The sequence below is a fragment of the Streptomyces sp. NPDC005263 genome (genome assembly GCF_042872365.1).
Classification (GTDB): Bacteria; Actinomycetota; Actinomycetes; order Streptomycetales; family Streptomycetaceae; genus Streptomyces.
Genome location: NZ_JBIAKJ010000006.1, coordinates 539,736 through 562,229, shown reverse-complemented (window position 1 = coordinate 562,229; position 22,494 = coordinate 539,736). Strand labels below are relative to the sequence as shown.

Below are 22,494 nucleotides of genomic sequence, written 5' to 3'. Positions count from 1 at the left end.
TCATCCCGCCCGACGGGCCGCGCAGGCCTGGACATGCGCTCCGGAGTCGTCAAGTCGGATCCGCACCTCGTCCCCCTCGCTCCAGCGGACCGTCAACTCGCCCGCGTCGTCCGCCCGTACCGCCACCGTCTCCGCCAGCGGGCGCGGGTCCGGTTCGGCGGTGAGGCGGGCCAGCGCGACGAAGAGCGTGGCGCCGTCCCCCGTGACGCCCGCGAGTTGCTCGTCGAGGCCGACGACGGGCTCCAGATCCGCCCGCACGCCCTCACCGGCCGCCCACCCCGTGAGCCGCACCGGCGTCCCCGGCGCCGCCCCCGCCACCAGGTGCACGCGTACTTCCACGGCCCCTTGCGCCAGCACGACGCTCGTCACCCCCGCTCCCCCACCGGCGGTGTGCCGGGACGCCACCCACCCGTCCCCGACTCCCAGCGGCTCGATCCCGGTTCGGCTCGGATCGTCCCCGAGGAACACGCTGTTGTCGTACGACGGTGCGGGCGTCGTCACCGTCGAGTACGCGAGGCGTGTGTAGTACGGGTCGTAGCGGACGTCCTCGCTGCCGTGGTTGTGCAGGCGGACGAGCCCGTCCGAACGCGTGGACTGCAGCAGCCAGTTGGGCGGTGCGAGGGACGTCACCGCGTCCTCCCGCTCGACCGGGCCCGGTTCCTCGGGGGCCGTCCACACCGGGTGGTCCGGCGGCAGCAGCAGCCCGAGGAAGCCCTTGCTCGCCCAGTACGGGGAGGCGGGGCCCGAGTAGCCCTGCAGCACGGCCGGGTCGGGGCCGTGCCAGCCGAGGGTCAGCAGGCCGCGCTCGTCGACCGCGCCGCGGTCCAGGAAATACTGGAGCGCTCCGGAGGCCAGCCGGCGGGTCTGTCCGGGTGCCAGCGGCGTACGGCCGGTCAGCGCGCCGAGCCACAGCGGGGCCGTCGTCGCGAAGCGGTACGTCAGCGAGCGGCCCTGGTGCATGGGGGCGCCGTCGCCGCCGAACAGGCGGGCGTAGTCGGCGAGATGACGTTCCAGACGGCCGCCGTAGAGGTCGAGCAGCGTGGTGTCGTTCGCGAGCCAGGCGTGCAGCACCGGGTACAGGTGCATGGCCCAGCCGTTGTAGTAGTCGAACTTGCGGCCGTCGCCGTCCGTGTACCAGCCGTCGCCGACGTACCACTGCTCGATGCGTTCCAGGCCCCGGTCGACGGCCTGGCGGGCGGATTCGGGTCGGTGGCCGATCTCCGCGAGGAAGCCGCCGACCGTGACCGGGAACAACTCCCAGTTGCAGGGCCAGGGTTCGGCGGTCAGCGCGTCGCCGAGCCAGGCCGCCGCCCGCTGCCGTACGCCGTCGTCGAGGCGGTCCCACAGCGACTGCCGGGTGAGCCGGAGCGCGAGGGCGATCGACGCGGCCTCGACCAGGGGCTGGGAACGGTCCTCGATGCGGGGCCAGACCCCGGACACCCCGGCCGCGAGTCCGTCGGCGTACCGCTGCAGCGCCGTCTCGTCCCGGCGGAAGGCTGCCAGCAGCAGGGTCCGCGCGTAGCCCTCCAGGCCGTCGGAGAGGGTGCCGGACCAGCTCTCACGGTCCCCGGGGAAGTGGTAGAGGGCGCGGTCCTCGGTGGCGTACGGCTCGACGGCGGCCAGCAGGGCGTCGGCGGCGGACTCCCAGTGGGCGCGCGTGTAGCCGGTGCGCGGGCTGACGGAGCGGTCGTCGGGAGGGAGCTGCATCGTGTCTCTTTCTCAGCGGGCGAGCCGGTCAGCGGATCAGCTTCTCAGAACGTGATCCTTCACCAGAGCCGCACCGGCTGCCACTCCCCTGGCCCGGACATGGATGAAATAGCCTTGCGCGGTAGGCCGGTTGCTGATTTCAGGGAGTTCCCATGTCCACCGCGCAGCAGATCCCCGACATCCTCTCGCAAGAGTTCGCAGCGGATCCGTACCCGGCCTACCGGGTGATGCGCGAGGACGCCCCGCTGATCTGGCACCAGGCCACCGAGAGCTACATCATCTCGCGCTACGCGGACGTGGAGCGCGTCTTCAAGGACAAGGCAGGCGAGTTCACCACCGACAACTACGACTGGCAGCTCGAGCCCGTACACGGCAAGACGATCCTCCAGCTCAGCGGGCGGGAGCACGCCGTGCGACGCGCGCTGGTCGCCCCGGCCTTCCGCGGCAGCGACCTGCAAGAGAAGTTCCTGCCGGTGATCGAGCGCAACTCCCGTGACCTCATCGACGCGTTCCGGCACACCGGGTCCGCCGACCTGGTCACCGACTACGCGACCCGCTTCCCCGTCCATGTGATCGCGGACATGCTGGGCCTCAGCAAGGCCGACCACGCCCGGTTCCACCGCTGGTACACCTCGGTCATCGCCTTCCTCGGCAACCTGTCGGGCGATGCGGAGGTGGCCGCGGCGGGCGAGCGGACCCGGGTGGAGTTCGCCGAGTACATGGTGCCGATCATCCGGGAGCGCCGTGACAGCCTCGGTGACGACCTGCTGTCCACGCTGTGCGCCGCCGAGGTCGACGGTGTGCGGATGAGCGACGAGGACATCAAGGCCTTCTGCAGTCTGCTGCTCGCCGCGGGCGGCGAGACCACCGACAAGGCGATCGCCAGCATCTTCGCGAACCTCCTGGCGCACCCGGAGCAACTGGCGGCCGTTCGGGAGGACCGCGGCCTGATAGCGCGCGCCTTCGCCGAGACGCTGCGCTACACACCGCCCGTCCACATGATCATGCGTCAGTCGGCGAACGAGGTCGCGCTCAGCGGCGGAACCATACCGGCGGGAGCCACCGTCACCTGCCTGATCGGCGCCGCCAACCGGGACGGCGACCGCTACCAGGACCCGGACCGCTTCGACATCTTCCGCGACGACCTGACGACGGCGACCGCCTTCTCGGCCGCCGCCGACCACCTTGCCTTCGCGCTCGGCCGGCACTTCTGCGTGGGGGCCCTGCTCGCCAAGGCCGAGGTCGAGATCGGTGTCGGCCAGCTCCTGGACGCCATGCCCGACCTGCGGTTCGCCGACGGCTTCGACCCCGTGGAACAGGGCGTCTTCACCCGGGGCCCGCAGTCCCTGCCGGTGCGGTTCACGCCCGTCACGGGCTGACCCGCCGCCGGTACGGACGGCGGGCCGCGGTCCACCCGACGCCCGCGGTCCCTGCCAGGGCCCGCCCGCCCTTGGCCGTACGGGGTGCTACTGGACCACCGGCGTGAACCGCACCGGCAGCGCGGTCAGGCCGCGCATCCAGACGGACGGGCGCCAGGCCAGCTCCTCCGGCTCCACCGCGAGGACCAGGTCGGGCAGCCGCTCCAGCAGGGTCTCGACCGCCGTGCGGGCGATGACATCGGCGAGCAGCGGGGCCGGGTAGGGGCAGCGGTGCTCGCCGTTGCTGAACGACAGGTGCGCGGCGTTCTCCGCACCGACATGCCCGTCGGGCCAGATCTGCGGATCGGTGTTGGCCGCGGCGAGCCCCAGCACGAGACAGTCGCCCGCCCTGATCTGCCGTCCGCCGAGCTGGGTGTCGCGCACGGCCCAGCGGCCGATGAAGTTCTGCGTCGGCGTGTCGAGCCACAGCACCTCGTTCAGCGCCTCGCCCACGCTGAGCCGGCCGCCCGAGACGTTCAGCGCGAAACGTTCGTCGGTGAGCAGCAGCCGGAGCGTGTTACAGATCCAGTTGGCCGTCGGCTGCTGTGCCGCGGCGATGACGGAGATCAGGTCCTGGATGACCTCCTCGTCACTCAGCCCGGCCGGATGCCGCAGCATCCGCGAGGTGACGTCCGGTCCGGGGTTCTCCCGCTTCTCCTTCACCAGCTGCTGGATCCGCTCCCCCACCCGCCCGTACGCGGCCACCGGGTCGTCGCCCTCCGCCGCGTCGAGGGAGATCCGCAGGTCGTCCACGAGTTGTTGGGTGTCCGTACCGGTGTGCGGCATCCCGCACATCTGGACCGCGGCCCGCATCGCCAGGGCGTGCGCGTAGGCGCTCATCAGTTCCGCCTCGCCGCTGCCCGCGAACGAGGTGATGAGCCGGTCGGCGATCTGCTGGCACTCCCGGCCCAGTTCGAACTGGTCGACGCCCTCCAGCGCCTCGGTGATCACCCCGGCCCGCCGCTGGTGCTCGGCGCCCTCGGCGAACAGCACCGACGGCTGGTATCCGACGAACGGCATCAGCGGCCAGTCCGGGGGGATGTTCTCCCACTGGTTCCAGCGCCGCGAGTCCCGCGCGAACAGCTCGTCGTGGGCCGTCACATAGCTGACCTCGGAGTAGCCGAGGACGAGCCAGGCGGGGATGTCCCCGTCGAGCAGCACGGGCGACACCGTGCCGTGCTCCCTGCGCAGGGTGCGGTACAGCTGCGACGGTGTCTGCTGGTATTCCAGGCCGCCGAGCCGCACCGCGCCCGCGTGGGCCGGGCAGCCGGGTGCGGCCGCGTCCGGCCAGGGCGCTCCGGTATCGGTCACGGTGTCATCTCCCGGGTCATGGCCAGTTCGTGGAGGTGGTTCACGAGGGTGATCAGAACGTCCTTGCCGGAGGACCTGACCCGCGCGTCGCAGTCGATCAGCGGCACGTGTCCGGGCAGGGCGAGGGCCTGGCGGATCTCCTCCAGGGAGTACCGGGAGGGGTCGTCGTCGAAGCGGTTGACGGCCACCACGAACGGCGTCCGGTGGTGTTCCAGCCGGTCGATCGCGTACCAGGAATCGTCCATCCGGCGCGTGTCGACCAGGACGACCGCTCCGAGGGTTCCGGAGAAGAGCCGGTCCCACAGGAACCAGAAGCGCTCCTGCCCCGGGGCGCCGAAGAGGTAGAGGACCATGCGCTCGTTGAGGCTGATCCGCCCGAAGTCGAAGGCGACCGTGGTGGTGGTCTTCGTCGCCACCGCGTTCGTCTCGTCGACGCCGACACCGGCGTCGGTCATCACCTCTTCGGTGTTGAGCGGGCGGATGTCGCTGACCGAGCGGACCAGGGTCGTCTTGCCCACTCCGAACCCGCCCACGATGACGATCTTCAGTCCGGTTTCGGCGGCGTCGGCCAGGGGCGTCGGACGGGACGGACGCTCAGAGATGGCGGAGCCCATGGAGCACCTCCTGGAGCAGTGCGGAGTCGGGGAGGGATGCGACGGACTTTGCCGCGCGCGGGTGGCGGGCGGTGATGTGGCCCGTGGTGAGGAGGTCGCCGAGCAGGATGCGGACCACCGTGATCGGCAGCTTCATCTCCGCGGCGATCTCGACGACGGCTGTCGGGTGCCGGCACAGGTCGAGGATCCGGGCGTGCTCCGACTGCATCCCGGGGGACGGTTCGCACTCACTGACCACGAGGGTGACCAGATCGAACGGGTCGTCGGCACGGCTGCGTCCGCCCGTGACGGTGTAGAGCCGGTCGGGATCACCGATGTCCACGGGCCTGCGCATCACGACGTGGTGCCTGCCTGAGGCGCCGGGCGGGGCTCGGCCCGCAGGTGCTCGCCGATCTGCTCGACCAGTTCGGTCATCTGGTGGCCCACCACCCCGGGGTCGGCGTTCTCCTCGGCGACGACCGCCAGATGCGCCCCCGCGCCGGCCTCGACGATGAAGAGCAGGCCGCCGTGGAACTCCGTCATGGAGTGCCGGACACCGCCGGTTCCGTCTCCGAACTCCACGGACGCGCCGTGGGCGAGGGCCTGTATTCCCGAGCAGAGCGCCGCCAGCTGGTCGGCCTGGTCCAGCGTCAGGTGTTCGCTCCAGCACAGCTTCAGGCCGTCCCGGGACAGCACCAGCGCGTGTCGCGTGCCGGGGGTGCGCTCCAGAAGGCTGTTGAGGAGCCAGGTGAGGCTGTTGTCTGTGGTCTGCATGGTGGGTGATGGGACGGTAAGGCCCGGCTGTCGGGTTACCGGCCCGTTCCTCCGATCCTCAGGAAGTCGAGCGGGGGGGCGTGGGCGCGCCGGGGCCCCGAGCGCCCTACGGGAGAGGCGTGGGGCCTACGGGCCGGTCGGCGGCTCGGGTGCGTGGTCGGTGTCGGGGCGGGCCCACGATCCGGTGTCGGACTGGCGTCCGCGATGGAAGGCGCCGAAGAGTGAACCCGCGTCGCGCCTCGCCGTACGTCGCTGGGGCAACGTCGGGTCCGCCGGTGTGGGGTCCGGTGTCTGGTCCGGTGCGGCGGCGTCGGCCGTGTCCCTGCGGCGCTGCCGCTCGGTCTCGGCCTGGGCCATGGTCCGGCCGGGGGCTCGCACGGGCAGACCGTTCGGGGTGGAGTCCGCGGGACGGTGGTGCGCCCCCTGCTCGGTGGGGTCCGTCCCGGCAGCGGGCCGCGCGGCAGCGATGGGCGGTGCGACAGGCTGTGCGGCCGCCGCGGGCCGGTCGGTGTCGGCGGGCTCGGGCTGGGCGGCGGGCGCGGGCTGGGCGGCACGTGCGGGCGCCGCGACCGGGGCGGGACGGGGGACGGTCTGCCGCGGCGCGGCGTCGTGCTGCTGGGCGAGCAGCTGCGGGGGAAGGAGTACGACGACGCCGGTTCCGCCGCGTGACGACGGCCGGTAGTTGACGCTGATGCCGTACTTGACGGCCAGCCTCCCGACCACGGCCAGACCGAGCCGGGTGCCCTGCAACGAGGCGAGGTCCGTCATCCGCCCGGCCACCGACTCCTCGGCACGCCGCAAGGCCGCGTCGGACATCTTCAGGCCGCTGTCCTCGATCGTGACGACGATTCCCGCGCTGCGCTCCTCGAGGTACACGTGGACCTCGTCGATCGGCGGCGAGAAGTTGGCGGCGTTGTCCACCAGTTCGGCGATCAGATGCATGGCGCCTTCGGCGGCGTACCCGGAGATCGCGGCGTTCGTCGAGCAGTGCAGCCGTACCCGCCGGTATGCGGCGATCCGGCCGACCGCGCCTCGCAGGATGCTCTCCATCACGATCGGCTTGTTCCACGCGCGGCTGGAACGGCCGCCCATGAGCAGCGCGAGCCGGTCGGTCATCAGGCCCAGCTGCGAGGTGCTGTGATCCAGTTTCAGCAGGTCGCCGAAGACCTCTTCGCCGTGCCGCTCCTGCATCTCGCGCAGGTCGGCGAGCATGCTGACCGCCTTGGCCTGCACCCGGCTCAAGGCCTTCGCCGAGGCGGCCTGCGCGGCGGCCGCCCGCCGTTCGCTGTGGGCGAGTTCGCGAATGAACGATTCCGCTGGACCGCGGAGCAGAGGGATCTGCGGCCAGGCGAGTTCAGCGAGGACGGTGTCGCCGGAGCTGCCTTCCCGAAGGCGGCTGATCGCGGCGGGCAGGGTCTCCTTCGTCAGCCGTTCCGACTCGGCGACGACCTGCGCCAGTTCGTGCCGGGCCTGCCGCCGTTCGTTGTCCAGCGCGGTGGCACTCTTCACGTCCGACTCGACCACGGAGGCGAAGGCATGCATGATCTTCCGCAGCTGTGGATCGGACGGCTGCGTCACGTTGGTCAACGCCTCGCTCGTGCTCGCTCCCTCCCGAAGCCGCTCCGCGACCGCGGGCAGGGTCACGTTCATCAGCTGCGCGAACGCGGCCACCTGCTGCGCCAACTGGCTTCGCAGCACGTCGACTTCGGCTGTCTGCGCGGCGACGGACCGGCGGGAACGACGGAGCAGCGAGGTACTGACGACAACGGTGGCCGCCACGCACAACCAGGCGCCCAGAGCCACGGTCACCGTCCAGGTGCGGGCGTTCGCGGGCGCGGCCGCGACCGCCGCCCCCGCCGCCACGGCGCTCACCACCAGCGCGACCAGGGGCGCGACCGGCGAGGCGTCGGACGCCTTTGCTGACCTGGGGTGGCTGAGCGGTGACGGCACTGACATGCAGCAGTCCTCGGTCCTTTGCGGCAGGAAAACGGAGCGCCCGAACAGCGGCGGCTCGACAGCAGGAGATCGCCGGGGGAAGGTGATCGTCCGATGGCTAGGGCTTCATGCTAGTCATCCGTCCGCGTTTCGAGATCTGGCCGGCCACCGAGTCTGCTACGGACACAACTTCGTCGTGAACCCACCGCCCCGACGACACGATGACGCACGATGTGGTAGCGCCCGCAAACAGCCCTTCCAGGCCCCTGATCGCTGCGAATGCCTGCCGGTACGTCCTTGCTACACGTCAACGAGCAGTACAATTCGGCCATTTCTCCGCGTCGGCAACGGCAGAGGGATTGATTCCGGCCAACTTAGGGACAGTACGCCCGGTGGGACGCGGGACGACAGTACCGCATAAGGGAGTTGCCACTGTCGGCCCGGGGGGACGGGTCCGGTGCGGCGAGAGAGAGCGCGGGCCGGTGCGTCCGGGAAGTGGTGGCCCGTGCCGGAAGGCAGACCTGGGGCGCCCCGGTTCCGGTCGGGGCGCCCCAGGCGCTCATCCCACCCGTACCAGGCGCTTCGGCACCAGGTGGTCCGCGACGAGCGCGTCGCGGACCAGGCCCGCGTAGACCGTGGCGCCCTGGGTGGAGGTGTGCGTGTTGTCCCGTTTCTCGTTGTAGAGGTACAGCGCCTTGGAGCCCTCGACGCCCAGGGACTCCACGACCGCCTTCGTCCGCGCCGTCAGGTCGATCAGCGGCACGTCCTCGGCGGCGGCGACCGAGCGGACCACCTCGGGATGGTTCACGCCGAGGCCGTTGACCAGCAGGGCGGTGTCGTTGTTCAGCGTGCCGTCGGCGTTGAACCAGCGTCGCACGATCGGGGTGACGAGGACGGGCGTGCCGCCCTTCTCCCGTACTCCCGCGACCAGCGTCTCCAGGTTCGCCCGGTAGGTCGCCTCGTCGGTGGTCTTGTCGTTGTGGGCGAGCTGGACGAGGACCAGGTCACCGCGCCGGATCCGGGGTTGGACGGTGGCCCACAACTGGGGGTTCCCCAGATATGTCACCGTACTCTCCCCGGAATCCGCGTAGTTGGCGACGGACAGGCCCTTGCGGAAGTACCGCGGCAGTTGCTGACCCCAGCCGGTGTAGGGCTCGGCGGGCTGGTCGCAGACCGTGGAGTCGCCGACCAGGAAGACCTGGCGGGCGTGCCGGGCCGGGGTGACGCGGATGCCGGCGAGGGCGGGCGCCGAACCGCCGAGCGTGAGGTCGAGGCCGGCCGAGCCCGCCGGGCCGGTCGGCTCGCCCTCGGGGGTGCGGACGTCCACGGTGAAGCTGCGGGCGGCCCGCTCACCGGCGGGCACCGGGGTCTCGGGGAGCAGCGCGCGCCGGGTCTCACCGCTGACGCTCGTGCTCGACCCGGCGGTGCCGCCGAGGAGGACCGTGACGTCGTAGGTGCCGGGTGCCACGTCGAAGTGGCAGGCGGTGGCGGTGCAGTTCTCGATGCCCAGGGGACGCTGACCGGCATGCGCCTGGGCCGGTACGGCGGTCAGGCCGGCGCTCAGTGTCAGCGCCGCCAGTACGGCGAGGTTGAAACGTCTCATACGGCTCCTCCGGCAGTCCCGCGACGGGGCGACTAGGCCTGGCGGCTGGACCGTACCGCTACTGGCAAGCGCTTTCTAGACCTTGAACGGATTTCACAAGATTGCCAACCTCCCACGAGCGAAAGCCCTTTCGCGAAATCGATTCAACTGTCACTCTGACCCATCATCCGCACCCCCCCACCTCCCGAAGGAGGCACCCCCACATGTCCGGATCCGCGAACAGACCGGTCCGACGCCGCGCCTTCGTGCTCGGCTCCGCGGCGGCCGCCGGCTCCGCCGCACTGTCGGGCCCCCTCGCCACCGCCGCGTCCGCCGCGGCCTTCGGCTACACCGACGACGGCTCCAACTACGTCGTCGACACCGGCGCAAACCTCGTCTTCAAGGTCAGCAAGACCAACGGCGACCTGACCTCTCTCGTCTACCGAGGCGTGGAGTACCAGGGCTACGGCGGCATGAACTCGCACATCGAGTCCGGCCTCGGCTCCTCCACCGTGTCGGTCAAGCAGTCCGGCTCGACGATCCTGATCTCCGTCGCGCACGGCACGCTGAAGCACTACTACGCGGCCCGCAGCGGCGAGAACAACATCTACCTGTGGACCAACAAGGCGGACACCTCCGTCTCCGCGACGCGCTACATCGTGCGCGTACGCAAGGGCCTGTTCCTCAACGACGAGCCCGACTCCTACACGTACACGAACTCCACCATCGAGGCCTCGGACGTGTTCGCGAAGTCCGACGGTCAGACCCGCTCCAAGCACTTCTCGAAGCGCCGGGTGACGGACTACGACTACATCGGCTGGGCCGCCGGCGGGGTCGGCCTGTGGATCGTGCGCAGCAACCACGAGAAGGCCTCCGGCGGTCCGTTCTACCGCTCGCTGCTGCGCCACCAGAGCGCGGACGGCGGCGGTCTGTACGAGATCCTGTACTACGGCCAGAACCAGACCGAGGAGCAGCGCTTCGGCCTCCAGGGTCCGTACGTCATCGCCTTCACGGACGGCGGCGCCCCCTCCTCGTCGCTGTTCCCGGGCACCCTGACCACCCCGTGGGCGGACTCTCTCGGCATCTCCGGGTACGTCGGCGCGAGCGGCCGGGGCCGGGTCGCGGGCGTCGGGATCACCGGGCGGAACACGGCGTACCCGTACACGGTGGGGCTCGCCAACTCCGCCGCGCAGTACTGGGGTTCGGCGCGGGCCTCGGACGGCTACTACTCGATCGGGGGCGTCCTGCCGGGGACGTACACGCTGACCGTGTACAAGAGCGAGCTGGCCGTGTACAGCACGCAGGTGACCGTGTCCGCGGGAGCGACCACCACCCTGAACTCGACAACGATCCCGTCGTCGAACGACCCGGGCAACGCGAACGCGATCTGGCGGATCGGCGACTGGACCGGCACCCCGAGCGGCTTCAAGAACGCCGACCTGATGACGTACGCGCATCCGTCGGACTCCCGGGCCGCCGCCTGGACCGGCAACGTGGTGATCGGCGGCGGCAGCGAGACCTCGGCCTTCCCCTGCTACCTCTGGAAGGACGTCAACAGCGGTCTGCTGGTGTACTTCAAGCTCACCGCCGCCCAGGCCGCGGCCGCGCACACCCTGCGGATCGGCGTGACGACGGCCTACGCCAACGGCCGGCCGCAGGTCACCGTCAACGACGCCTGGACGTCGGCCATCCCCTCGCCGCCCACCCAGCCGAGCACCCGGTCGCTGACCAACGGGTCCTACCGGGGGAACAACCACACGTTCACCTACAGCGTTCCGGCGAGTGCCTGGCTCACCGACACCGGCCAGTACAACGTGCTGAAGATCAACGTGGTGAGCGGTTCGGGGACGACCGGCTTCCTCAGCGCGGGGACGGCCGTCGACGCGATCGACCTGCTGGCCTGACCCGATCACCCCTCATGTTCCGCGCGTCCACTGCTGGTTGCTTGCCCCGTTGCACGTGTACGTGATGATCGCGGCGGAGTTGGCGGTGGACGCGCCGTTCACGTCCAGACACTCCCCGGTCGCACGGGACGTGAGGTTCACGTACGAACCGCTGGTGGTCACCGACCACTGCTGGCCGGTCGCCGAGGCGTCGCAGTTCTCCTGGGTGACCGTGCTCGCGTTCTCCTGCACGCACAGGGAGCTGCCCCGCACCACCAGCTGGTAGTAGCCGCCGCCCACGGACTTGAACCAGTACTTCTGGTTGCCGCCGCCGTTGCAGTCGTACTGCTTGACTTGGGCGCCCGGCCACAGCGACTGGCTGGTCACGTCGGCGCACCGGCCGGAGTGCCGGGCGATCAGCGTGTTGTACGTGGCGCTCGTGCCGCTGACGGTGCCCGCGGCCGTGTCGATGGTGACCTCCGGCGACCAGGACATGGACAGGGAGGTGGAACTCGGGAAGCTCAGCGGCAGCCACACGTACCGGGAGTCGTTGACGATCCCGCCGAAGGAGTTGCCCCAGCGGTCGCCCAGGTAGAGGTACGAGGTGCCCGAACTGCCCTGCACCGGAAGGACGTACGCGGTCTGCGAGCCGTACGCCGTCGAGTCGCCGACGTTGGTCATGGCCGACCAGGGACCCGACAGCGAGGTCGCCGTCGCGTACTGCTGCTGGTTGGGGCTCCAGCCGGTCGCGCCCGAGGTGAGCATGAAGTACACGCCGCCCCGCTTGAACAGCGCCGGTGCCTCCCGGTGGCCGCCCGGCCAGGGGTTGGCCACCAGGCTCGCGATGCCGGTGTAGTCGGCGGTGAGCCGGTAGATCTGCAGGTCGTAGTTCTCGCGGGCCGCGGAGACCATGTAGCCGGCGCCGTCGGTGTCCACGAAGACCGTGATGTCACGGGACATGTGCTGGCCGAGCGGGCGGAAGCTGCCCTGCCAGGTGTAGGTGCCGTCGACCGTGTTCGACACGGCGACGGCGGCACGGGCCTCGCTGTAGTCGGTGCCGTTCTCCTTGTGCATCCACATCACGAACTTGCCGGTGGACGCGTTGTACATGACCTTCGGCCGCTCGATGTTGGCGGTGGCCAGCTCGGAGGAGCTCGACTGGGTCAGGACGTGGTTCCTGAACTCCCAGTTCTTCAGGTCGGTGGAGCGGTAGGCGTCCACGTACCGGAAGGTGTTGTCGGCGTTGCGGTTCTCGCCGAACCAGTAGTAGTAGGTCCCGACCTTGATGACCCCGCCGCCGTGGGCGTGCACGGGGTTGCCCGAGGTGTCCTTGAACTGCGTGCCGTTGGCCACCGTCTGGGGCGCGGCCTGGGCCGGTCCGGCGGTGGCGAGGGCGCCGAGCAGCGCCAGGGTTAGGGCGAGCAGGGCTGCGTATGCGCGTCTCATCTCACGCACTCTCCTCGGCCGGGTCGGCGGCGGCTGTCGCGGTGTCCGCCACGGGGATGCCGAAGTCCGGGGTGCCGTCGCTCCTCCAGCCCAGCTTCTGGACCCGGGTGTGGCGGTTGGGGTCGTTCAGCGGGTCGCCGACGATCTCCTTGTACTGGCGGGCGTGGTAGACGAGGACGTCGGTGCGCCCGTCCTCGGCGACCGTGAAGCAGTTGTGGCCGGGGCCGTACTGCTTGGTGGTGTCGTTGCTGGTGAAGACCGGTGTGGGTGACTTGGACCAGCTGGCCGGGTTCATCAGGTCGCTGTCGGCGTCGGCGGTCAGCAGGCCCATGCAGTAGTGCCAGTCGGTGGCGCTGGCGGAGTACGACATGAACAGGCGGCCGTTGCGGGCGATGACCGACGGCCCCTCGTTGACCTTGTAGCCGATGGTCTCCCAGTCGTACTCCGGGGTGGAGAGCCGGATCTGAGGGCCCGTCAGGGTCCAGGGGTTCGCCATCCTGGACAGCCACAGCGCCGTGTTGTTGTCCAGCCCGGGCTCGTGCTGGGCCCAGGCGAGGTAGCGGCTGCCGCGGTGGGTGAAGGTGGTGGCGTCGAGGGAGAAGGTCTCCCAGGCCGTCTTGATCTGCCCGCGCTCCACCCAGGTGCCCCGGAACGGGTCGGGACTGGCGTTCTCCAGGACCCAGATGCGGATGTCCCACACGCTCTCGGCGGGCGCGGAGGCGAAGTAGATGTACCACTTGCCGCCGATGCGGTGGATCTCCGGCGCCCAGATGTGGGCGCCCATGGGGCCGGTCGCGTGCTTGGTCCAGATGACGGACTCGGCCGCGGTCGCCAGGCCGTTCAGGGTGCGGGAGCGGCGCAGGATGATCCGGTCGTACTCGGGAGCGGTGGCCGTGAAGTAGTAGAAGCCGTCGGCGTGTCGGTGGATGTGCGGGTCGGCGCGGTTGCGGACGAGCGGGTTCAGGTAGGGGCCCGCCTTGGGGGTCGGGGCGGCGTGCGCGATACCGGGGGTGGCCGCCGCCAGGGCGCCCGCGGCCAGGGCTCCCTTCAGCAGCAGTCTGCGGCTGGGGGTCTCCGAGGACACGGAGGGATCGGGGATGTCGGCGGTATCGGCTGTACCGGGCAGGTCGTGGTCGCGGCTCATGCGGGCTGCCTCTCGGGGGTGGGGGTGCCGGAGAGCGATGTTCGACACGTCGAACATCATTTGTGATGACGAACGCCGAAAAGGTAAGGGTGTGGAAGGAGGAGGTCAACGGGTTGGACGGGAAAGGGGAAATCGCTTTCTGCCGACCCTCGGGCACCGGAACCTCTTCTTCTGTTTTCTGTTATCGGCCGGGGGCCCGATCCGTCTCCGCTACGTGCACAGCCATACCCACAGGACCACAGCGGCCGTCGGCGCCCTCGCCGCGGTGGCCATGATCATCACCGCTCCCCCGGCGGCAGCGGCCGGCACCCGTGACGTCACCGCCGACGTGCTCGCGGACCGGGACGTGACGCTCACCGGCGACACGGTCGTCACCGTGCCGTCGGGGACGACGACCTACGACGGGGTGTTCCGCGGCGAGGGCACGCTCACCGTGCGCGGCGGCGGGACCCTCGTCCTCACCCGGGACAGCGACTTCACGCTGCCGAAGGCCCGGCAGCGGCAGCGGGTGGCGACGCCGGGCGGCAACCACCCCTACGTCACCGTCGCCGCCCCCGACCCACCGGCGATCACCGTCGAACGCGGCGCGACCCTGCAGTACGGCGACGGCGGGACGGCCGGACTGATCGGCCACTTCCCCTACGACACACCGGCGTTCCGGCTCAACCAGGACAACATCAGGGTCGACGGCACCCTGCGGCTGTCCCTGCGCAGCGCCTACAACCTGGGCACCATCAGCGGCTCCGGGCTGATCACCCAGCCCCGGTTCCTGTGGGGCACCTGGGACCTGTCGGGCACCCACGCCTTCTCCGGGGTGATCGACAACGGCACCCAGGTGAACGCCGGGCGGCCCGAGTTCGCGACGTCACTGCCGAACGTGCGCAAGGTCCTCAACCAGGGCACCTGGACCGTGGACACGCCTCTGGGCCGGACGGTCACCATGGGCATGGACTTCTACCAGCGCGAGTACGGCAGCGACATCAACATCCAGTCCAGGCCGGGCAGCAAGGTCGTGCTGACCGGCCAGTACAGCTGGTCGGACCAGGGCGGCGACACCGACCCCTCGCTGAGCGATCCCGCACTGAACTGGACGCCCGCGCCGAAGAACGTCAACAAGCGCGGCACCAACATCAAGGGCGCGAACGTCCAGTGGGGCGACGGCACCACACACCGGATCTTCATGCCGGGCACCGCCGAGACCGTCTACATCAACCTGCTGGCGGCCCGCTCCCGCTCGAAGCTCACCTTCGACTACGACGGACCGGTGACGCTGGGCGCCCCCATCGGCGGCGGCAGGTTCCACGACACGCTGTCCGCGCCCGGCGCCGGGGACATCGTGATCGCGGGGACCCGCGGGAACGACGTGACCTTCGCGGCCCGGCAGTACTACGACGGCTCGACGACCGTGGAGAAGGGCGCGGTACTGCGGCTCGGGTCGGCACAGGGGGACGGTTCGCTGCTGACGGGCACCGAACGGCGCCGGGTGGTGAACGACGGAACGCTCGTCGTGCACAACGCCCGCACCGCGGTCTCCCTGTCCCATGTCGGCGGCGGCGGGGCGCTGGTCCAGTCGGGGGCGGCCACCACCACCCTGACCGGGAGCGCGGTGACGTACACCGGGACGACGACGGTCACCAAGGGCACGCTCGCCCTGCGGAACGGGGCGACTCTCGCACACAGCCGGGCCATTCGGCTCACCTCCTCCGGAGCGCGCCTGGACACGGGGACGGCGGGACTGCGGGTGGCGACCACACTGACCGGCAAGGGCACGGTGCAGGGGAACGTCTCCAACGAGGGTGCGGTCGCCGGACCGATCACGGTCTCGGGCGGCTACACCCAGCGGCCCGAGGGCGAACTGGTCCTGCGGGACGGGCCGTTGAAGGTCGCCGGAGCGGTACGGCTGAGCGGGGGGCTGGATCTGTCGGCGGCCGGGACGGGTTCCGCGCGTGCTACTTCGGAATCCGCACGTGCGACTTCAGATGCCGCGCGTGCGACTTCGGACCCCGTGCGTGAGATCACGGTGCTCGACCACCAGGGGCGGTCGAAGATCGTGGGGGCGTTTCGTGGGCTGGAAGAGGGGTCGAAGGTCAGGCTCGCCGACACGACGTACCGGATCAGCTACCACGGGGGTGACGGCAACGACGTGGTGCTCAGCGCCGTTGCCGCGACCGCGTCGCCGAGCGGCCGGGCGCGGGTCGCCTCCGGCGGGACCCCTCTCGCCGACCCGCACACCGCGAACACCGCGGGCAGCGGGCTCGGCTGGTGGCCGTACGTGACGGCGTTCGGGCTGCTCATCGGCCTGGTGCTGCCCGCGGCCCTGCGCAGGAGGGCCGGCAGGCGCGGGGGCGGGGGCGGGCGGCACGCGGCGCACGACTGAGTGCCCGTCCGCCATTCCGGCGTCGCGGGCCTCCGTACGCCTCACCGCCCGCTCGGCGCCTCCGGGAAGCCCAGCCGTGGCGCGAGGTCACGCGCCTCGCTCGCCCAGCCCGCGAGGAACGCCAACGTCGACCCGCGCTCCCGGTAACGGAGTTCGGGTGACACCGGACGGTCGCCGCCGTAGTCCACCTGCGCCTCCCCCGCGCGGGCCAGCATCATTCCGGTGAGCCAGTCGTACTTGACGGCGGAGGCACACACCGCGAGGCGCACGAGGTGCTCGTCGCCCTTCCAGCCGCTCTCCCGCAGGCCGTGCAGATAGGCCTCGTAGGCCGCCGCCGCGTACCGGGGCAGGCGGGCGGCCGGGACGAACAGGTCGAAGACCGAGTCGGGGAGGTAGTTCCCGAGGTCCTCACCGAGGGCGCCGTCGCCGGCGAACGCCCAGTCGAACAGGGCGCTGCCGGGGCCGTCGGAGCGGACGTTGGCGGGCCACATGTCGAGGTGGCAGAAGGCGCGCGGCAGCGACTCCATGATCTGCAGGAACCAGTCACGGTCGTGGTGGAGTCGGACCATGTCGTGGCGCAGCCCGGCCGGGAAGTGTTCCCGGACCAGGGGCTGCCGCCATGCCTCGTCGTCGTCGAGGAGTTCCTGACCCGGTGTCATGCCGGCGATGTACTCGCGCAGGAATCTCCGGGACAGCCACGGCCGGTCCGCTGTCTCGCCGACGGCGCCCTGCGCGACGCCGAGGCGACGGAGGTGCTCGACGTGCTGCCGCACCGTCCACCGGGTGCCGGGCCCGCCCCGGACCCGCTCCAGCCACAACGCCACGTCGCCGTCCGGCCGTTCCACACAGGCCAGCAGCCGGGGCGCCCGGATGCCGTACGGCCGCCAGAGCTGGGCGAGCCCCGACACATGGACGTCGGCCTCGCGCCGCCAGTAGTTCCAGTGCCGGGGATCGTCCGAGGCCGCCCAGTGGCCGGTGGTGCCCTTGGACCGGGTGAGCACCTTCAGGACGGCCGCGCGGTCCCCGGCGGTGACGTCCCAGACCCCGTCGGTGACCCCGTTGTTGGGGTTGTGGGTGACGGGCGCCAGGAGGACCGGCCCGTTGAACGGACCTAGCACGTCCACGGCTTCGGCGTAGGCCTCTGCCCCGGCGACTTCGGCCTCGACGCCCTCCGTGTCAGACATGACGCAACTTTAGGGGTCCTTTCAGTTGGTGAGGTCGCGGTGACAAATGAGTGTCGCGGCGATGGCAGTGAAGGCGTCGATACTCAGGCATGTGGGTCGATCTCGGCTGCGGTCAGGTCTGCCAGGCGTTGTGCGGTGTTGAAGTGGGGGGTGAGACGGGTCTTGGTCATCGCGAAGGAGGTGCCGGTGGCGGTGTCTGCATAGACATAGCTGCCGCCGCCACCGACCCAGCCGAACGTGGTGGGTGTCTCGTCCGGCCGCGTACCAATACGGCCGAGCGGATAGCCCAGTGCCAGCCGCGCCGGGTTGCCGAAGACCTGATCGGTTCCCTCGAAGGCCACCGCCGTCAACTCCTCGAGCTGGCGTGAGTCGATGAGCCGACCGTCGAGGACCGCGGCATTCATGGCAGCCATTGCCCGCGCGGTGAAGGTGCCGACCGAAGGGATGTCGGCTTGCAGGATCTCGTGGCTATTGCCCATGGCCGCGGTCGGCTGCATTTCCCAGGGCGCAAGAACGGCATCGCCGTCCGGTGGGGCGACCGGGCCCGGCGCGGCGTCTTCGAGCCGTGCCAACCGGGCCAGGTCGGTTTGGGGCACACCGAAATACAGGTCGCCGTCGATGCCGAGTGGCACGGTGACCCACTCGCGCAAGAGGTGCCGCATCGGTTTGCCTGTGGCCCGGCGTGCGATCTCACCGACCAGGAAGCCGTACGTGAACGAGTGGTACCCCGTCTCGGTACCGGGCCGCCACCGCGGTTCGGCGCCGGCGATCGCGGTGCAGACCCGCGCCCAGTCGGGCAGGTCGGCAGGGCCGATGCCACCAGGCATCGCCGGCACGCCGACCGAGTGTGTCAGCACGTGCCGAACAGTCGCAGTCGCCTTGCCGTGGGCCCCGAACTCCGGCCACACATCGACCACTGGTGTGTCGTATCCGACCGCACCGGTCTTTACGAGCAGGTGGGCGATCAGCGACGTCATGACCTTGCCGGCGGAGAAGCTGAAGAACGGAGTCTCCGGGGTCACCCTGCGCCCGGTCCGGCCGTCAGCGACACCGGCAACGGCGTCGACCACAAGAACGTCCCGGTGGTGAACGGCAACCTGCAAACCGGTCTCGGCTCCGGTATCGACGAGTTCTTCGAGAACGCTTTGGATCTTGTGCTGCAACGAGGGCATCATCGTCACCGGCTCGAACACGTGTAGCGAGTCTGACTGGACGTCGGCAGCTTGCCGAAAGCGAAGCCGACAGTCGGCGCGAGGACCACCAACACCGACGCCCACGGCGTGGCCTCAGCCCCTGGAGACGAGAACGGCCCCAGCTCAGCAACCGGTTCGCTGTCCACCATGTCACATCCTCAATGGGGCATGCTCGGCCAACCGGCACTGGTGAAGCAGCGCCGGCAAACTGACCCGTCATGCCCTCCGGTAGGCGCTACGTGCCGTCTTTGATGACCTGAACCCGCCGAGAAACTCATCGGTCGGCGCGCGCACCCTCGGTCACCCGGCGTCCCCGCATCCACACGTACACCGGGATCCCCGCGAAGAGGAACAGCACGCCCTGGTACACGGCCGCGTAGCCGGCGCCCGCGATCAGCCAGAAGGAGAAGGCGAAGGAGAGGACGGCGACGGTCAGGTCGCGGGCCAGGCCGGCCGGGCGGACCTGTTCGCGGGTGCCCCTGGCCAGCCAGTACAGCTGGGCGGCGGCCGACAGGAGGTAGGGCACGCATCCGGTGAACGTGGTGATCAGGACGAGCACGCGGAACGTGGTGTCCGGGCCCGCCGTGTAGTTGAGGGCGATGAGCAGCGTGCCGAGGACCACGCAGGCCCACACCCCGAAGCCGGGCACCCCGCCCTTGCCGACCTTCGCGAACGGCGCCGGGAAGAGACCGTCGCGGGCGGCGGCGTACGGCATCTGCGCGGCCATCAGGATCCAGCCGTTGAGGCAGCCGGTGATCGAGGCGACGGCGACCAGGGAGATGGCGGTGCCGCCCCAGCTGCCGCCGGTGATGGCGTTCACGGCGTCGGCGAACGGGGCGCCGGAGTCGATCAGCTTGCCGTGCGGGACGAGACCGAAGACGGCGACGATGCCGAGGATGTAGACGAGGGCGGAGCCCAGCGTGCCGAGAACGCTCGCGCGGCCGACGTTGCGTTCGGGGTCGCGCACCTCGCCCGCGCTGACGGCGGCCGACTCGACACCGAGGAAGCTGTAGAGGAGCAGCGCGGCGGAGGCGGCGAGCGCGCCGGGGACGCTGTCGCCGGTGGGGTTGAACGGACCGAAGTTGTCGGTGTCGACGAAGAACAGGCCGACGGTGGCGACCAGCAGCAGCGGCACGAACTTCAGGACCGTGGAGACCACCTGGACCGCGCCGACCCAGCGGGTGCCGGCGAAGTTCGCGGCGGCGGGCAGCCACAGCGCGGCGAGCGCGACCAGCGCCTCCAGGGTGTGGTTGCCGTGCAGGGGTATCAGGACGTCGACGTAGCCGACGACCGCGACCGCGAGGGCGGCGATGCTGACCCAGCACATCGTCCAGTACGACCAGGCCGACAGGAAGCCGGCGAACGGGCCGAAGGCGTCGCGCGGGTACACGTACAGGCCGCCGGTGACCGGGGAGCGCCGGGCCAGCTTGCCGAAGAGCAGCGCGAGCAGTACCGCGCCGACCGACAGGATCACGAAGGCGAGCAGGCTGACTCCGCCGTAGGGGGCGACGGTGGCGGGCAGCGCGAAGATGCCGCCGCCGATGATGTTGCCCATCACGAGGGCGGTGGCGGCGCCCAGTCCGAAGGTACGGCGGCGTGGGGCGGCGGCCGGTCCGGTCGGTTCCGGCTCGCTGGACTCGGTGGCGTCGGTGGTGTTGGGCGCGGTCATGGCTATTCCCGGGGGACGGTGCGGGGAGGGGAGGGCGCGATCGTACCCGGCATTCCACATGCTGGGCGACCTGTTCATCTGTTGGACACAGAAGGCCGGACCGCGGCCCCTTCCATTAGCGTCGTGGCATGACCAGCGACGCCCCTTCCTCTCTCTCCGCCGCCCTCGCCTCCGGGACGGTCGTCCTGGACGGCGGCATGTCCAACCAACTGGAGTCCGCCGGGCACGATCTGAGCGACGAGCTGTGGTCGGCGCGGCTCCTCGCCGAGCAGCCCGACGCGATCACCGAGGCGCACCTCGGGTACTTCCTGGCGGGCGCGGACGTGGCGATCACCGCGAGCTACCAGGCCACCTTCGAGGGCTTCGCGAAGCGCGGCATCGAGCGTGGACGGGCGGCCGAACTCATCGCCCTGAGCGTGGCGGCGGCGCGCGAGGCGGCCGCGCAGGCGAAGGCGCAGGGCGTGGCCCGGCCGCTGTGGGTGGCCGCCTCGGTCGGCCCGTACGGCGCGATGCTCGCCGACGGCTCCGAGTACCGGGGCCGGTACGGGCTGAGCGTCGCCGAACTCGAGGCCTTCCACCGGCCCCGCATGGAGGTGCTGGCCGCCGCCGGTCCCGACGTCCTCGCGCTGGAGACGGTGCCCGACGCCGACGAGGCCGAGGCGCTGCTGCGGGCGGTGCGTGGGCTCGGGGTGCCGGCCTGGCTGTCGTACTCCGTCGCGGGCGGGACCACCCGGGCCGGGCAGCCGCTGGAGGAGGCGTTCGCCGTGGCCGCCGACGCGGACGAGGTGATCGCCGTCGGGGTGAACTGCTGTGCCCCGCAGGACGTGGACCGGGCGGTCGAGATCGCCGCCCGGGTGACCGGCAAACCGGTCGTGGTCTACCCCAACAGCGGCGAGACCTGGGACGCCCAGGCCCGCGCCTGGGCCGGGCGCTCCACCTTCGCCCCCGAGGAGGTCCGGGGCTGGCGGGAGTCTGGCGCCCGGCTGATCGGCGGTTGCTGCCGGGTGGGCCCAGGGGCGATCACGTCGCTCGCGGAGGCGTTGCGGCCCGAGTGAACGCGGGCCCCTCGCCTGACCTGCCCGACGCCCTGCCTCTTCACCCTCCTCGCTGCTAGCCTCCGTCCGGGAACCGGTTTCCATCCATGTTGCCGCTGTTCCCGAGGGGTGGGCGTACACGGCCCGGCGAGAGGGGCGAGGCAGGATGACGAGGAAGAGCGAGGACGCGGGGCGGAGCACCATCCGGGACGTGGCGGTCCGCGCGGGGGTCTCCGCGTCCACCGTGTCGCGGGTGCTCGGCGGGGTGTACCCAGTGAGCTCGACGACCCGCACCCGTGTGATGCGGGCGGTCCGGGACCTGGACTACGTGGCGGACGCGCGCGCCAAGGCGGTGGCGGGCGTCGGCACGCCCACGCTGGCGTTCGTCCTGGAGGACATCACCGGCCCGTCGTTCGCCCTCATGGCGCACGGCGTGGAACGCGAGGCGACCCGGCTCGGGCACCTCTGCCTGGTGTGCAGCACGGAGGGGGACGTCCGGCACGAGCGGGAGTTCGTGGAGATGATGCGCGCCCAGCGAGCCGCCGCCGTGATCCTGGTCGGCGGCGTGGCCGACACCGCCGAGTACCGCGAGCGCACCCGCCGGATGGCCGACTCGCTGGCCTCGGCGGGCTCACGCCTGGTGCTGTGCGGCCGCGGGCCGCTGGGCTCCGGGGCGCCGGTCACGGTCATCGAGTACGACAACGAGGGCGGCGCCTTCGCCCTGGTCGCGCATGTCCTCGCTCAGGGCCACCGGCGGGTGCTGTTCCTCGGCGGCAAGCCCGACCACACCACCGCGCAGGGGCGCGAGCGCGGCTATCTGGCCGCCCACCGCGCCCGCGGCCTGGAACCCGACCCGGCGCTGCTGCTGCACGGCGACTTCACCCGTGACGCGGGACACCGTCTGATGCGCCGGGCCCTGAAGGACGGGCCGGACTTCACGGCCGTGGTCGCCGCCACCGACATGGTCGCGGCCGGCGCGCTGACCGCGCTGCACGAGGCGGGCCTGACCGTGCCGGGCGACATCTCGCTGGCCGGCTACGACGACATCCCGTTCGCCCGGGACCTGCACCCGGCGCTGACCACGGTCCACGTCCCCTACGAGGAACTGGGCCGCCTCGCCGTCCGCACCGCGCTGGGCCGCACCGCCGAGACCCCCGACGAACATCTGCTCCTGGGTACGCACGTGGTGGTACGGGACTCGGTGGCGGCAACCGGTTCCTGAACGGTTGCGCAGCCCCGGAACG

At 70.9% G+C, this 22,494-nt stretch carries 17 protein-coding genes; 5 read left to right on the top strand and 12 right to left on the bottom strand.

Annotated elements, in window-relative coordinates; genetic code table 11:
• On the bottom strand, positions 1 to 1,707 hold the full coding sequence (locus ACFYRY_RS28415; RefSeq protein ID WP_389151514.1) for a DUF2264 domain-containing protein: 1,707 nt from the start codon (positions 1,705 to 1,707) through the stop codon (positions 1 to 3).
• Between the two features lie 152 nt (positions 1,708 to 1,859).
• On the opposite strand from ACFYRY_RS28415, the gene ACFYRY_RS28410 reads away from it, so the two are divergent.
• Entirely contained in the window at positions 1,860 to 3,086 is a 1,227-nt protein-coding gene (locus ACFYRY_RS28410; protein ID WP_389151511.1) for a cytochrome P450, read from the top strand.
• An 87-nt stretch (positions 3,087 to 3,173) separates the two neighbouring features.
• On the opposite strand, the gene ACFYRY_RS28405 is transcribed toward ACFYRY_RS28410, so the two are convergent.
• From ACFYRY_RS28405 to ACFYRY_RS28380, 6 genes are all read right to left on the bottom strand, one after another.
• Positions 3,174 to 4,436 (bottom strand): cytochrome P450, encoded by a 1,263-nt coding sequence (locus tag ACFYRY_RS28405; protein WP_389151508.1) that lies wholly within the window; start codon positions 4,434 to 4,436, stop codon positions 3,174 to 3,176.
• Positions 4,433 to 5,050, bottom strand: coding sequence for an ATP/GTP-binding protein (locus ACFYRY_RS28400; RefSeq protein WP_389151505.1), 618 nt, complete (start codon positions 5,048 to 5,050; stop codon positions 4,433 to 4,435). The genes ACFYRY_RS28405 and ACFYRY_RS28400 overlap by 4 nt, the downstream gene beginning before the upstream one ends.
• Positions 5,031 to 5,387: a DUF742 domain-containing protein gene (locus ACFYRY_RS28395; RefSeq protein ID WP_389151502.1), complete on the bottom strand. Its 357-nt coding sequence runs from the start codon at positions 5,385 to 5,387 to the stop codon at positions 5,031 to 5,033. Before ACFYRY_RS28395 ends, ACFYRY_RS28400 begins: the two co-directional genes overlap by 20 nt.
• A complete protein-coding gene (locus tag ACFYRY_RS28390) occupies positions 5,384 to 5,803 on the bottom strand; it encodes a roadblock/LC7 domain-containing protein (protein WP_389151499.1) in 420 nt (139 codons plus the stop codon). Before ACFYRY_RS28390 ends, ACFYRY_RS28395 begins: the two co-directional genes overlap by 4 nt.
• 126 nt (positions 5,804 to 5,929) lie before the next feature.
• Positions 5,930 to 7,759, bottom strand: coding sequence for a sensor histidine kinase (locus ACFYRY_RS28385; RefSeq protein ID WP_389151496.1), 1,830 nt, complete (start codon positions 7,757 to 7,759; stop codon positions 5,930 to 5,932).
• 538 nt (positions 7,760 to 8,297) lie between these two features.
• A complete protein-coding gene (locus tag ACFYRY_RS28380) occupies positions 8,298 to 9,341 on the bottom strand; it encodes a rhamnogalacturonan acetylesterase (RefSeq protein WP_389151493.1) in 1,044 nt (347 codons plus the stop codon).
• A gap of 203 nt (positions 9,342 to 9,544) precedes the next feature.
• Here ACFYRY_RS28380 and ACFYRY_RS28375 point away from each other — a divergent pair, with 203 nt between their 5' ends.
• Entirely contained in the window at positions 9,545 to 11,224 is a 1,680-nt protein-coding gene (locus tag ACFYRY_RS28375; RefSeq protein ID WP_389151490.1) for a rhamnogalacturonan lyase B N-terminal domain-containing protein, read from the top strand.
• A 12-nt stretch (positions 11,225 to 11,236) separates the two neighbouring features.
• Here ACFYRY_RS28375 and ACFYRY_RS28370 read toward each other — a convergent pair whose 3' ends face one another.
• Together ACFYRY_RS28370 and ACFYRY_RS28365 are read right to left on the bottom strand one after the other, a co-directional pair.
• Entirely contained in the window at positions 11,237 to 12,649 is a 1,413-nt protein-coding gene (locus tag ACFYRY_RS28370; RefSeq protein WP_389151487.1) for an RICIN domain-containing protein, read from the bottom strand.
• A gap of 1 nt (position 12,650) precedes the next feature.
• The gene (locus ACFYRY_RS28365; protein ID WP_389151484.1) at positions 12,651 to 13,793 is read right to left on the bottom strand and encodes a family 43 glycosylhydrolase; all 1,143 of its coding nucleotides are present in this window, start codon (positions 13,791 to 13,793) and stop codon (positions 12,651 to 12,653) included.
• 214 nt (positions 13,794 to 14,007) lie between these two features.
• Between ACFYRY_RS28365 and ACFYRY_RS28360 the strand changes: the two genes are divergently transcribed.
• Positions 14,008 to 16,170, top strand: a complete 2,163-nt coding sequence (locus ACFYRY_RS28360) for an autotransporter (protein WP_389151481.1) — start codon at positions 14,008 to 14,010, stop codon at positions 16,168 to 16,170.
• A gap of 41 nt (positions 16,171 to 16,211) precedes the next feature.
• On the opposite strand, the gene ACFYRY_RS28355 is transcribed toward ACFYRY_RS28360, so the two are convergent.
• From ACFYRY_RS28355 to ACFYRY_RS28345, 3 genes are all read right to left on the bottom strand, one after another.
• Positions 16,212 to 17,354, bottom strand: coding sequence for an aminoglycoside phosphotransferase (locus ACFYRY_RS28355; protein ID WP_389151478.1), 1,143 nt, complete (start codon positions 17,352 to 17,354; stop codon positions 16,212 to 16,214).
• Between the two features lie 83 nt (positions 17,355 to 17,437).
• Positions 17,438 to 18,547, bottom strand: a complete 1,110-nt coding sequence (locus ACFYRY_RS28350; protein ID WP_389151475.1) for a serine hydrolase domain-containing protein — start codon at positions 18,545 to 18,547, stop codon at positions 17,438 to 17,440.
• A gap of 274 nt (positions 18,548 to 18,821) precedes the next feature.
• On the bottom strand, positions 18,822 to 20,216 hold the full coding sequence (locus tag ACFYRY_RS28345) for an APC family permease (protein ID WP_389151472.1): 1,395 nt from the start codon (positions 20,214 to 20,216) through the stop codon (positions 18,822 to 18,824).
• Between the two features lie 128 nt (positions 20,217 to 20,344).
• Between ACFYRY_RS28345 and mmuM the strand changes: the two genes are divergently transcribed.
• The gene (gene mmuM, locus ACFYRY_RS28340) at positions 20,345 to 21,271 is read left to right on the top strand and encodes a homocysteine S-methyltransferase (protein ID WP_389151469.1); all 927 of its coding nucleotides are present in this window, start codon (positions 20,345 to 20,347) and stop codon (positions 21,269 to 21,271) included.
• 145 nt (positions 21,272 to 21,416) lie between these two features.
• Positions 21,417 to 22,472 (top strand): LacI family DNA-binding transcriptional regulator, encoded by a 1,056-nt coding sequence (locus ACFYRY_RS28335; protein ID WP_389151466.1) that lies wholly within the window; start codon positions 21,417 to 21,419, stop codon positions 22,470 to 22,472.
• The last annotated feature ends 22 nt before the right edge of the window (positions 22,473 to 22,494 follow it).